The sequence below is a fragment of the candidate division WOR-3 bacterium genome, from assembly GCA_039801725.1.
Classification (GTDB): Bacteria; Hydrothermota; Tepidihabitantia; order Tepidihabitantales; family DTDR01; genus DTDR01.
In genome coordinates this window covers 26,387-39,429 of record JBDRVE010000014.1, presented here as the reverse complement: position 1 = coordinate 39,429, position 13,043 = coordinate 26,387, and the positions used below count along the sequence as shown (strand labels likewise).

At 31.0% G+C, this 13,043-nt stretch carries 11 protein-coding genes; 6 read left to right on the top strand and 5 right to left on the bottom strand.

Going from position 1 to position 13,043, the window contains the following annotated elements; translation table 11 throughout:
- Positions 1-163 precede the first annotated feature (163 nt).
- Genes ABIK75_04360 through iorA form a run of 5 tightly spaced genes read right to left on the bottom strand, consistent with a single transcriptional unit; the run spans position 164 to position 6,345 of the window.
- Positions 164-1,096 (bottom strand): pyridoxal-phosphate dependent enzyme, encoded by a 933-nt coding sequence (locus tag ABIK75_04360; protein MEO0090320.1) that lies wholly within the window; start codon positions 1,094-1,096, stop codon positions 164-166.
- Between the two features lies 1 nt (position 1,097).
- Positions 1,098-2,588 carry an aldehyde dehydrogenase family protein gene (locus ABIK75_04355; protein ID MEO0090319.1) on the bottom strand — a complete coding sequence of 497 codons (1,491 nt, stop codon included), beginning with the start codon at positions 2,586-2,588 and terminating at the stop codon, positions 1,098-1,100.
- Positions 2,589-2,600: 12 nt separating this feature from the next.
- Positions 2,601-4,040 carry an amidophosphoribosyltransferase gene (gene purF, locus ABIK75_04350; protein ID MEO0090318.1) on the bottom strand — a complete coding sequence of 480 codons (1,440 nt, stop codon included), beginning with the start codon at positions 4,038-4,040 and terminating at the stop codon, positions 2,601-2,603.
- A 5-nt stretch (positions 4,041-4,045) separates the two neighbouring features.
- Positions 4,046-4,630 carry an indolepyruvate oxidoreductase subunit beta gene (locus ABIK75_04345; GenBank protein MEO0090317.1) on the bottom strand — a complete coding sequence of 195 codons (585 nt, stop codon included), beginning with the start codon at positions 4,628-4,630 and terminating at the stop codon, positions 4,046-4,048.
- The gene (gene iorA, locus ABIK75_04340; GenBank protein MEO0090316.1) at positions 4,627-6,345 is read right to left on the bottom strand and encodes an indolepyruvate ferredoxin oxidoreductase subunit alpha; all 1,719 of its coding nucleotides are present in this window, start codon (positions 6,343-6,345) and stop codon (positions 4,627-4,629) included. The genes ABIK75_04345 and iorA overlap by 4 nt, the downstream gene beginning before the upstream one ends.
- A gap of 473 nt (positions 6,346-6,818) precedes the next feature.
- Here iorA and ABIK75_04335 point away from each other — a divergent pair, with 473 nt between their 5' ends.
- Genes ABIK75_04335 through rlmN form a run of 6 tightly spaced genes read left to right on the top strand, consistent with a single transcriptional unit; the run spans position 6,819 to position 13,041 of the window.
- Positions 6,819-7,862: a rod shape-determining protein gene (locus ABIK75_04335; GenBank protein ID MEO0090315.1), complete on the top strand. Its 1,044-nt coding sequence runs from the start codon at positions 6,819-6,821 to the stop codon at positions 7,860-7,862.
- A gap of 6 nt (positions 7,863-7,868) precedes the next feature.
- On the top strand, positions 7,869-8,705 hold the full coding sequence (mreC, locus tag ABIK75_04330) for a rod shape-determining protein MreC (protein MEO0090314.1): 837 nt from the start codon (positions 7,869-7,871) through the stop codon (positions 8,703-8,705).
- Entirely contained in the window at positions 8,702-9,097 is a 396-nt protein-coding gene (locus ABIK75_04325) for a hypothetical protein (GenBank protein ID MEO0090313.1), read from the top strand. The genes mreC and ABIK75_04325 overlap by 4 nt, the downstream gene beginning before the upstream one ends.
- Positions 9,081-10,883: a penicillin-binding transpeptidase domain-containing protein gene (locus ABIK75_04320; protein ID MEO0090312.1), complete on the top strand. Its 1,803-nt coding sequence runs from the start codon at positions 9,081-9,083 to the stop codon at positions 10,881-10,883. The genes ABIK75_04325 and ABIK75_04320 overlap by 17 nt, the downstream gene beginning before the upstream one ends.
- The gene (locus tag ABIK75_04315) at positions 10,849-12,015 is read left to right on the top strand and encodes an FtsW/RodA/SpoVE family cell cycle protein (protein MEO0090311.1); all 1,167 of its coding nucleotides are present in this window, start codon (positions 10,849-10,851) and stop codon (positions 12,013-12,015) included. Before ABIK75_04320 ends, ABIK75_04315 begins: the two co-directional genes overlap by 35 nt.
- A gap of 6 nt (positions 12,016-12,021) precedes the next feature.
- Positions 12,022-13,041, top strand: coding sequence for a 23S rRNA (adenine(2503)-C(2))-methyltransferase RlmN (gene rlmN, locus ABIK75_04310; protein ID MEO0090310.1), 1,020 nt, complete (start codon positions 12,022-12,024; stop codon positions 13,039-13,041).
- The last annotated feature ends 2 nt before the right edge of the window (positions 13,042-13,043 follow it).

The window sequence follows — 13,043 nt, the reverse complement described above, 5'->3', positions numbered from 1 at the left end:
ATAATCACATCTGGCTTTATCTTTTTTATGTTTGTAATTGTAGTATTAATATCAGTTATGTCTTGATTTTTAGAGTTCCATTCAATTATCTCATATTTTCTTTCTTTGAGATATAAAGAAAGTTCGCTACCTAAAAGGCCAGTAGCACCAGTAATAATTATTTTCATTTTAAATATTCTTTATGAGCAAATATTGAAAAGATACCACCGGTATGAATAAATAAGGGATTTTTTAATCCTATCTTTTTACTCTCTTTTATCATTCCATAGAATGCCTTTCCTGTATAGGTTAAATCAAAAATAATTCCTTTCTTTGCCCATTCTTTCATAAGTTTTATCTCTTCTTTATAGGGAATTCCATAACCTTTGCCAATATAACCATCAATCAAATGAAAACTTTCTTCATCAATTTGACAATCTAACTTCTTAAGAATATCTTTTATTTTTATTTTAAAATAATCAATCGTCTCATCAACTAAAATCCCATAAATAGGAATATCTAAATTGGTTAGCAACTTTCCATAAAGAAGTCCAGCATAAGTTCCGCCACTGCCAACAGCACAGAAAATTCCGTCTATCTTATTTTCTTTTAGATAATCAACCATTTCTAAAAAGCAATCCCGATATCCTAAAATTCCAATTTCATTTGAGCCACCGGTAGGAATGTAATAAGGACGATAACCTTCCTTTTCTAATCGCTTTACCAAGTTTCCAACATATCTTTCTTTTTCTTTATATTCCTTATTATTTAAAAAATGGATTTCAGCTCCAAAAAGATAATCTAACAAGAGGTTTCCATCTTTTTCTATCTTTTTTCTTTTCTTTAAGCAATTTAAAACCAAAATGCTCTTTAGTCCTAATCGACTACAAAAATAAGCGGTAATCCGACAATGATTAGAATTAAGATAACCAGCAGTAATAATAGTATCACATTTCTTATTTAAGGCATCGGATAAAAGATATTCTAATTTTCTTGCCTTATTACCACTCTCAACAAGTCCATTTAAATCATCACGTTTGATATGAATAGTAAAATCATTAAACTGATATTTTTCAATCGGTGTTGGCTTATTGGTCAAATTTAGGGGTTTTAACAATTTATTTCTCCCAAGTATCTATTTGTGCCTTTTGTAATATTCCGGAATAATCAATATAAACTGTTTTTAATTCGGAAAAGATATCATAAACTGTCCAACCGCCTTCCCGATGACCATTACCGGTTTCTTTTACACCACCAAAAGGTAAATGGCATTCGGCACCAATTGTTGGCGCATTCACATAGGTAATTCCTGCTTCAATCATTTCAATTGCCTTTGCTGCTTTTCTAATATCATTAGTATAAATAGAAGAAGAAAGTCCGTATCTACTATTATTTAAAATCCTAATCGCCTCTTCAAAATCCTTTGCCTTGATTACTGACAAAACCGGACCAAAAATCTCTTCTTGGAATATCTTCATATCTTCTTTTACATCTAAAAAGATTGTTGGCTCATAGAAAAATCCCTTTTTACATTCTCCCTCTTCATAATATTTACCGCCACAAGCAAGTTTTGCTCCTTCTTTTATCCCAATCTTTACATATTCATCAACCCTTTTTCTTTGGCTTTCATTAATTAGTGGTCCCATTTCAGTATCTTCTTTTAAACCGTTACCAATCTTTATTTTCTTTGCCCTTTCAATTAGTCTTTCAACAAATTCATCATAGATTCCTTCTTCTAAAATTAATCTTGAAGTAGCAGTACATCTTTGACCGGTGGTTCCAAAGGCACCCCATAAAACTCCTTCTAATGCCAAATCTAAATTGGCATCATTTAAAACAATCTGAGCATTCTTACCACCCAATTCTAATGAACACTTTTTAAGCATTTTACCACACACTTCACCAATTCTTTTACCAACTTCACTGGAACCAGTAAAAGATACTCCTCTTATATCAGGATGGTTTAAAATCGCCTCCCCTACTTCTCCACCTTTACCGAATACCAAATTAACAACACCATCAGGAACACCTGCTTCGGCAAGAATTTCAACTAATTTTGCTGCACAAGCCGGCGTATCAGTTGCTGGTTTAAATACAACGGTATTACCACATAATAAGGCAGGAAATATTTTCCAAGAAGGAATAGCAATGGGAAAATTCCAAGGAGTAATAATTCCCCAAACACCGATTGGTTGTCTTATAACAAATGCCATTTTGTTAGGTAGTTCGCTTGTTGTAGTATAAGAGAATAGCCTTCTACCTTCACCAAAGGCATAAAAGGCAGTATCAATCCCTTCTTGGACATCACCTCTTGCTTCTTTTAAAATCTTTCCCATTTCTTGGGTCATTAATCTTGCCAATTCTTCTTTTCTTTGGAGCATTATCTCACCGGCTTTTCTTAAAATCTCTCCCCTTTTTGGTGCTGGTATTTTTTTCCAATATTCATATGCCTTTTTTGCCGCTTTTATTGCCTTTTCAACATCTTCATAATTAGATTGAGGAAAAATTCCAATTACTTCATCATAATTTGCCGGATTTCTATCTTCATAAGTTTTACCAGTAACTGATGGCACCCATTTACCATCAATAAAATTTTTATACTCTTTCATTTTTTCCTCCTTTTATAAAATAATCTTTTGTTTTATTCTTTCTTTTTCTAATTTTTCAATCTCTTTCTTTTTTATTTTTGTTGGATAAATACCAGTAAAGCAGGCAGTACAGAAATCTTTTCTTTTACCACCACCTACCGCTCTTATTAACCCTTCAATTGTTTGGTAGATAAGTTTATCAGCACCGATAATTTCTTTTATCTTTTCAATGCTATATTTTCTCGCAATAAATTCACCTCTTGTCATCATATCTATTCCATAAACACAGGGAAATCTTAAAGGCGGACAGGTAATTGCTAAATAAACCTCTTTTGCCTTTGTCTTTCTTAATAATAAAACTATCTCCTTAGAAGTTGTACCACGTACGATAGAATCGTCAACAACCAATACCTTTTTATTTTCAATCTCACTTTTTATTGGATTAAGTTTCTGCCTCACTTTTATTTCTCTTTCTTTTTGAGTAGGCATAATAAAAGTTCTTGGAATATACCGATTTTTTATCAATCCTTCTTTACAATCAACTTTTAGAATTTTACTTACACTGAAAGCAGCTGCTCTAGCAGTATCGGGCACTGGAATCACAACATCCGGCTGAATATTCTCTTTTAAACATTCTTTGCCCAGTTCTTCACCCAATCTCAATCTTGCCTCATAAACACCAATCCCATCAATTATTGAATCGGGTCGAGCAAAATAGACATATTCAAAAATACAAGGATAATTTCTCTTTTCTCTTTTTAATCTTTTGGAATAAACTTTTCTATCTTTATCGATGAAGATTATTTCTCCAGGATAAACATCACGAATAAGTTCAAAATCAAGCATATCAAAGGCAACACTTTCAGAAGCAAAGGCATAACAATTATTATTTTTCTTGCCAAAAACTAATGGTTTTATTCCATAGGGGTCCCGAAAAGCAAAAATTCCATAATCAGCAATAATTCCCACTACCGAATAACTACCTTTCACATATTTAAATACCTGTTTTGTTGCCTCACATAAAGCATTAAAGAAATTTTTGGTATCAATATGTTTCTCTAAAAAGACACCAAACATATTTAAAATCACTTCCACATCCGAATAAGAAGTAAGTTTTCTATAAAATCTCTTTTCTAAAAGTTCTCTCAATTCGTAATAGTTAGTTACATTACCATTATGAGCCATTGCAATTCCAAAGGGATAGTTAATATAAAAAGGTTGGGCATCCTCTAAACTGCCAACACCAATTGTTGGATATCGAACATGACCAATTCCTATTTTGCCTTTTAGTCGAGCAATATTCTTTTCGTTAAAAACATTATTAACTAATCCCATCCCCCTTTTTAAATGAAACATCCCATTATAAGTAATTATGCCGCAAGAATCTTGTCCCCGATGTTGAAGGGCAATCAATCCTTCATAAATTTCATATACTACATCATCATTACCATAAATTCCAATAACACCACACATTTTAATTAATGAGAGAAGAACTCTCTTCCTTTCTGGAAGGCTTTTTTGTTTATTTCTAAATACTCTTTTTTAATATTTCTTTCTAATACTTTGAAATAATCTTCTAATTTAAAATCTAAAAAGTTAGATAAAAAGCCGAGCAAGATAATATTGCTAACTCGAACATCACCAAGTTCCTTGGCAATGTTTTGGGCTGGAACATAATAAAGATTTTTTACCCTTTCCTTTAAATTTTTATCAATAATATTAGAATCAAATTCATTTTCACCAATCAAAACTGGTAATGGTGGAAGATAAAAATTATCGGTAATCAAAATTCCGTCTTCTTTTAAATAATCTAAGTATCTTAATGCTTCTAACTTCTCCATACTTAAAAGAAAATCTGCTTCTTTTAAAGGGATTAATGGTGAATAAACTTCTTCACCAAATCTTAAATGGCTAATAACACTGCCGCCTCTTTGTGCCATTCCTTTTACTTCACTTTTTTTAACTAAAAATCCATTCTCCATTGCTACTTCGCCTAAAATATCAGATAAAAGTAATACTCCTTGACCACCAATTCCACAAATAATAATGTTAATAGTATTCATTTTATTGCTCCTTTTGGACAGACTTCAACACACATTCCGCAACCCACACAGAAAATTTTATTAATCTTTGCTTTGCTATCTTCATAAGAGATTGCTGGACAACCTAACCTAATACAAAGTTTACAACCAGTACACAATTCAATATCTATCTCTTTTGGTTTTTCTCTTTTCTTTAAGAAAATACAAGGTTCCCTCATCACAACAACTGCTTGTTTTCTCTCTTTTAAAAGTTTATCAATAATTTTTTTATTCTCTTTTATTTTGTAAGGATTTAATACATAAACCTGCTCAACACCACAAGCCCGAGCAATATCTTCTGGCAATATTCTTTTTGTCTCTTCTTTCATTAATGTTTTACCGGTTCCTGGATGGTCTTGATGACCGGTCATACCGGTTGTTTCATTATCCAAAATAAAAAGAATAATATTACATTTATTATAAACCATATTCAAAAGTCCAGGAAGTCCCATATGAAAAAAAGTGGAATCCCCAATAACGGCTATTATTGGTCTTTCGTCATTAATTCTTTTATTTACCTTTTCAATACCACAAGCCAAGGTAATAGAAGCACCCATACAGACACACGTATCCATTGCGTAATGGGGTGCTAAGGCACCCAAAGTATAACAACCAATATCACCAGTAATAATATAATCTTTCTTTTGTAATAAATAAAAAGTCCCAATATGTGGACAACCAGGACATAAAGCAGGTGGTCTTCTTGGTAGATTATCAGTCTTTACTTCTTCTTTTATCTCTCTTTTTATAAAAACTTTTAACTTATCGGGATTTAACTCATCAAACTTTGGCAGATAATCCTTTCCCTTGACTTTAAATCCCAAACTTCTTACCATTAATTCAATAAAAGGGTCAACCTCTTCCACAACAATTATCTCTTTATAATTCTGACAGATTTCCCTTACCAATTTATCAGGAAATGGATAAACCATTGTCAATTTCAAAAAGGAAGCATCTTTAAAGACCTCTTTCGCATATTGATAGGCAACACCATCAGCAATTATTAATAAATCACTATTTCCTTTTTCAAATCGGTTATAAGAAAAATTATTGCTATATTCTTTTAATTTTTCTATCTTCTCTTCTAATAATATATGCCTTCTTTTAGCAAACTGGGGCAAAAGATTTGTTTTACTCACATCTTTCTTATATCCCCTAATCTCCTTCTCTATTCTTTCGCCTAAACTTACAACTGATTTACAATGAGAAACCCTTGTTGTCATTCTTAAAATAATTGGGATATCAAACTCTTCACTAATTTCAAATGCCTTAATTGTCAAATCCTTTGCTTCTTGGGAATCGCTTGGGCATATTACTGGAATTTTGGCAAAAAGTCCATAAAATCTATTATCTTGTTCATTTTGGGAAGAATGCATACCTGGGTCATCACAGGTAACAATAATAAAGCCACCGTTGACACCAATATAAGCTGAAGAGAATAATGGGTCACTGGCAACATTTAAACCAACATGCTTCATTGCACACAAAGAACGGGCACCAGCAAGTGCTGCACCCAAAGCAACCTCCAAGGCAACCTTTTCATTTACTGACCATTCACAATAGATTTCCTTATATTTAGAAATCTCTTCTAAAATTTCGGTAGAAGGGGTTCCTGGATAGGCGCAGGCAACTAAACAACCTGCTTCATAAGCACCACGGGCAACTGCTTCATTACCACTTAATAAAGCTTTGCTCATAAAGGAAATTATAATAAATTCAAAAGAAAAAGTCAAAATTTTTAATTTTTTTTATTTGCTTTCTTGTTATATATTTCTGAAGGTTTTTATTATTTTTATGCTCGGATACCTTTAAAAAAATACCTTCACTTTTTTCTTATTAAAATTTTGTTTTTATAAGAATAAGTATACCAAAATGTGATTTAGTAATTTCTTATTTAAACTTTTTCAGTAGATAAAAAGGTTTTATTCAAATTTTCGCTTAAGTATCATTTTTATTATTTAGGGAAAACACCTGTGAAGATATTTTTTTATCTTATTTTATTTTGCTTTTTCAATTTGTCAAACGTTTTAGTGGAATTCGTCGAAGATATGGAAAATAGGCTTTCTTAAGGAATATCTAATTGTTCATTCCTATAAGTTTTTTAAACCTTAATCAATGTATTTTCAGTTAAAAATTATTGACTTTTATTTTTGATAAATTATAATAAATTGTGTTTGGATTATTTGCTTCTATAAGAGAAAGATTTAGTAATGAAATTGCTATTGATTTAGGCACCTCTACTACCCTTATTTATGTAAAAGGGAAAGGAATAATGTTACGGGAACCATCTATCGTGGCAGTTGATGAAAAAAATCATACACCAATTGCTGTTGGTTGGGAAGCAAAGAAAATGTTAGGAAGAACACCGGAAGGAATAAATGCTATCCGACCAATGAAAGATGGTGTAATTGCTGATTTTAGTTTAGTAGAAGTAATGTTGCGCAGTTTTATTGAAAAAGTACAGAAAAAAAAGTTATTTGTAAGACCAAGAATAATTATTTGTGTTCCTTCAGGAGTTACCGAAGTAGAAAAGAGAGCTGTAAGAGATTCAGCAGAAGCCTGTGGAGCTCGAGAAGTTTATCTGGTTTCTGAACCAATTGCGGCAGCAGTTGGTGTTGGTTTACCGGTTGATGCACCTACCGGTAATATGATTATTGATATTGGTGGCGGCACAACCGAAATTGCGGTCGTGGCTCTTTCTGGTGTAGTTACCTGTAACTCAATAAGGGTTGCCGGTGACGAGATGGATGAAGCAATTATTAATTATATTAAAAAGAATTACAATTTGGTAATTGGTGAACAGACTGCAGAAATGATAAAAATCCAAATTGGTTCTGCCTATCCCACAGGTCAAGAAGAAGAAATGGAAGTAAAAGGACGGGATTTAGTTTCCGGCATCCCCAAGACAATAAAACTCACTTCTTCTAAGATAAGAGAAGCACTACAAGAACCAGTTTCCCTTATTGTGGCAGCTGTAAAGAAAGCTTTAGAAAGAACGCCACCAGAACTGGCTGCTGATATTGTTGATCACGGTATCTATATGACCGGTGGCGGTTCTTTATTAAAGGGACTTGATAAGTTGATTAGTGAAGAAACTAATTTAAAGGTTTACGTCGCAGAAAATCCTATTGACTGTGTGGTATTAGGCGCTGGCAAAATTTTGGAAGATATAAAAAAGAATTCTAAACTATTACTAAAAACTGATTTCTCCTAAAATTTGTTGGTATCCAAAAAACGAAGCGATAAGGATAAATATTTTTCTCTTATCTTTGTCTTTTTATCTTTAATTATTTTATTTCTTCCTAAGGATCTTAAATTAAAAGTTTCTCTTTTGCCCAGTTCTCTCTTATTGAGACCTTTAATAATAACTAATCAGGTCTTATTATCTCTTAAAAATTATCGAAAAGAAAGAGATTATCTTTACGAACTCTTTATAAAGCAAAATCTAGCCTTAGCCCAATTAAGAAAAAATGCTAACTTTTCTTTTGCTTCCTTGGAATCTTTAACCGATATTTATGTTGTTAAAAGAGCCAATATTATTAGTCGAGATAATTCTTTAAAAAAATATTTAATTATTGACAAAGGTTTAAAAGATTCTATTATGGTTAATTTTCCTGCTGTTTCTCAAAAAGGGATTGTGGGGAAAATTATTGCGGTTGGTGAGGATATTAGTGTGGTGGAAACTTTTTATTCTCCTTATTCCAAAATTTCTGCTAAAATTTTGAGAACTAATTACCTTATTTGTGTTAGTTGTAAAAACGGAGTTTTGACTTTAGATTATTTGGATGAAAATCCGGATATTCAAGAAGAAGATACGATTATTTCTTCAGGGATTGGTGGCATTTTTCCCGAAGGATTATATATTGGTGTAGTAAAGAAGATTGAGAAAAAAGGAGACGGCTCTTTAAAGGTGATAATTGAACCAACAGTTGATATTTTTAAAATTGACGACCTTTTTATTTTACAAAAGAAGGAAAGAAAAATTAAAAAAGATGAGTTAGAAGTATTATTGAAACAATTGGAATTAAAATTGCCCGAAATAAAATTTATCCGATGAAAAAGGTTATTCTGATAATTTTAATTTATCTTTCCTTTCTTTTAGAGACCCTTATTCCCAATATTTTTCCTAAAATAAGCCTTCTTCTTTTCACTTTTAGTGCTTTTTCCTCCTCCATATTATTTTCTACTCTTTTGGGACTTCTTTTAGGTTTTCTTTTTGACTTAAATAATCCACCAATTTTTGGTTTCAATATGCTCATTTTCTCTTCAGTTGGTTTTCTTATTCCTTATCTGCGTAATTATATCTTACCCACCCCTTATAATCTCTTCTTTTCCTCACTCTTTGTTTTTATCCTCTTTTCTCTTATCAACAAAAACTTCTTTTTCATAAGTTTTCTTTTAACATTACTATCTTTTTTCCTTCTAAGAAAATATGAAAAGAAAATTTAAAAATTTTATTATTTTTATTTCTTCGCTCTTTTTAATTATTTTCGGAAGAGTTTTTTATCTCCAAGTTGTAAAGGGGGAAAGATATGAAAGATTGGCTTATAATCAAAGAATAAGAAAAGTTATTCTAAGAGCCCCAAGAGGAAAAATATTTGATGCCCAAGGTTTAATAATTGCCGATACCAAATTATCTTATAATTTATCTATCCTGCCACAAGAGGTCGATACCGGTTTTATTTTTCAATATCTTCCCAAAATTCTTAATATTGATGTTAATAATTTAAGAGAAAAATTAACGGAGTATAAAAATTATCCCTATCCGATTTTAATCAAAAGAAATTTATCAAAAGAAGAAATAATCAAGTTAGAAGAAAATTTGATATTTAAACAAGGAATAAGAATTGAAATTAATCCCAAGAGAGTTTATCCCTTTAAAAATGTTTCCTCTTGGGCAATTGGTTATCTCAACGAAGTAAGCAAGGATATCTTGATTAAAGATAGTTTATATGACTTAGGTGATCTCACAGGTCGTTATGGTATTGAAGGTTATTACGAAAAGATTTTGAGAGGAAAAAACGGTATTGCTTTAATCGAGGTTGATGCCCGAGGAAGAGAAGTTCAGCCTTTTTCCGAAGCAAGAGAAATTCCAGCAGTTGCTGGTGCTGATATTTATCTTTCTTTAGACATGAAATTAAATATTTTTTGTGATTCTCTACTTAGTAATTACTCTGCTGGACTAATATTAGGCGTGGAACCAACAACTGGTCGGATTATTATTTTTGTTGGCAAACCGAGTTTTGATCCAAATATCTTTTTGGGATTAAGTTATAAAGAATGGGAAAAATTAATAAAAGATAAGAAAAAACCTTTATTTTCCCGAATCGTTGGCGGTATTTATCCACCGGGTTCGACCTTTAAACCTTTTATTGCCTTACAGGCACTAACCAAAAAAGTAATTAGTAAGAACTCCCTTTTCCTTCCTTGTTATGGTAAATATCAAATCGGTAAAAAAACTTTTAAATGCTGGCAAGCCCATGGCGCACTAAATCTTATTGACGCTATTGCCTATTCTTGTAATATCTATTTCTATCAACTGGGAATCAAATTGGGATTAAAAGAAATTTTAAAATTAATGAAAGATTTAAATCTTTTTAATAAAACAAATATTGATTTATTAGAAGAAATAAATTCCAAAATTCCCAATTATCAAATTGCTCCCTTAGGAAAGATAGCCAATTTAGCAATTGGTCAAGGTGAAATAGCGTTAACACCAATTAAATTAGCAGAAATTTATTGTGGAATTTTTAATAACGGTAATATTCCCCAACTCCATTTTCTTGATTCAATAAAAAATACTAAACCTTTTCATCAAGATTTCTTAGATACTTTAATGAAAAAAAACATTATTAAGATGGTTATTAATGATAAAAACGAGACTCTTTATCAATATATAAATAGATATTATCAATTTCCTTTTTCTCAAGAAGCAATAGAAATTGTAAAAGAAGGTTTATCAGCGGTTGTTGAAAAAGGAACCGGTGGAGGCGCAAATATTGCTGGTTTAAAAGTATACGGAAAAACCGGTACTGCTCAAAATCCCTTTGGCAAAGACCACGCTTGGTTTGTAGGTTATGCTGAAAAAGAAAATAAAAATTTGTTATTAGTAATTCTTTTAGAAAATGTTGGTGCAGGTGGTGCCTATGCTGCTCCATTAGCAAAAGAAATCTTTATTCGTTATTTTTTAGAGTTTGAATATGCCAGCGAAAGGAAAAACAATCTTAGCAATTAGTTTAATTTTAATTTTTATTGGTTTCTTTACTATCTATCTTACCGGCGGAAAAAACTATCTTATTCGTCAAGTTATTTTCTTTATATTAGGATTAACTTTTTTGACATTGGTAACGCGGATACCTTTAAAAATTGTTTTTGATTTAAGTTTTTATTGGTATCTATTTTCTATTATTTTATTAATTTTGGTTCTATTTATCTCTAAGAATAGTGCCAAAAGATGGCTAAATTTTTATTTTTTCACCTTTCAACCTTCAGAAATAGCAAAAATTACCTATGTACTATTTTTATCTTATTTTTTGGCGAACAAAAAGAAATTCGATTTTAATTTTAACTCACTTTTTTTGCCTATATTAATCACCTTAATACCTGCTCTTTTGGTTTTAATTGAACCAGATATAGGCTCAGCCTTTACTTTTCTTTTTCTTTTTGCCGTTATTCTTTATTTTCGGGGATTTTCTTTTTCCCAAATTTTTATTCTTTATTCTCCAATATTTTCTTTTATTTTTGGTTTCTCTTTGCTGACATGGATAGTGTATTTTCTTTTACTTACCTTCATTGCTTTTAGAAAAAATACTATCTTTTATGGTTTTGGTGTTTTGGCAATAAATAGTTTCTTTGGGCTCTTAAATCCGTTAATCTGGCAAAGTTTGAAAGAATATCAAAAAGAAAGAATTATTGCTTTTTTAGCCCCCTATTTGGATCCAAAAGGAATGAGCTGGAGTGCGATTCAGGCACAAATTGCTATCGGTAGCGGAAGAATTTTAGGAAAAAGTTTTTCCCATCCTCCATTAAGCAAATTAGATTTCATCCCCAATCCCCATACCGATTTTATTTTTGCTACCTACTGTGAAAAATTTGGGTTAATCGGAGTTATTATTTTAATTTCTTTATACTTTTTGCTTCTTTATCAAATTTACAATTATTTAATAAAGAATGTTGATTTAAAATACCAATTAACCATCGCTGGCTTAGGTGCGATTTTTCTCTACCACATTTTTGTAAATTTGGGAATGGTCTCAGGAATTTTACCGGTTACCGGTTTAACCTTACCATTTATTTCCTATGGTGGAACTTCTCTGATTACTAATTTATTAATAATCGGTTTAATTTTAAACTTAATTAACCAATGATTAATAATGGAAAATATCAAATCTTTTACTATTAGAGAATTAAAAGAACTAGTGAAAAATTTTAATTGGGAAGAATATAATGCTTATCAAATATTCCAATGGCTTTGGCAAAAAAAGGTGAACGATTTTTCTTTAATGACTAATCTTTCTAAATCAAAAAGAGAATATTTAAAAAATAATTTTGTAATAAGTGAATTAAAAATTTTGGCAACTAAAAAAGCAAAAGATGGAACAGAGAAATTTCTTTTTGAATTATCTGATAGTAATAAAATTGAAGCAGTATTTATCCCCGAAGAAAAAAGAAGAACGATTTGTGTTTCTTCTCAAGTAGGCTGTCCGTTAAAATGTCTTCTTTGCAATAGTGGTAAAATTCCTTTTAAGAGAAACTTATATTTCTATGAAATTTGTGATCAGATATTAATGATTGAGAAAATCTTAAATATAAAACCAACAAATATTGTTTTTATGGGAATTGGCGAACCTTTGCTAAATTTAGAAGAAGTCCTAAAAGCAATCCAAATTATCAATTCACCAATTGGTTTTGGAATAAGCGCAAGAAAAATTACTATTTCTACTGCCGGAATCGTTGAAGGTATTTATCGGTTAGCCGAAATAAAAAAGAAAATAAAATTAGCGATCTCTTTAAATGCCACGAAAGACGAAATTAGAGAATATTTAATGCCGATTAATAAGAAATATCCAATTTCTGAAATTCTCAAAGCCTGTGAATATTACTGGCAGAAAAAACGAGAAAGAATAACTTTTGAGTATGTTTTAATAAAGGATATTAATGATGATGAAGAAGATGCTTATCGTTTAAAAAAAATGTTAAGAAAAATCCCTTGCAAGATTAATCTAATTCCTTTTAACCCTTTTCCAGAAGTATCTTTTCAGCCATCTTCTTTAAAAAGAATAGAAAAATTTATGAAAATATTAGCCGAAGCGAATTATACTGTCACTCTAAGAAAAAGTCGTGGTCAAGAAATCCTTGCCGGTTGCGGTCAACTTGCTTATCAAAATTACTAACC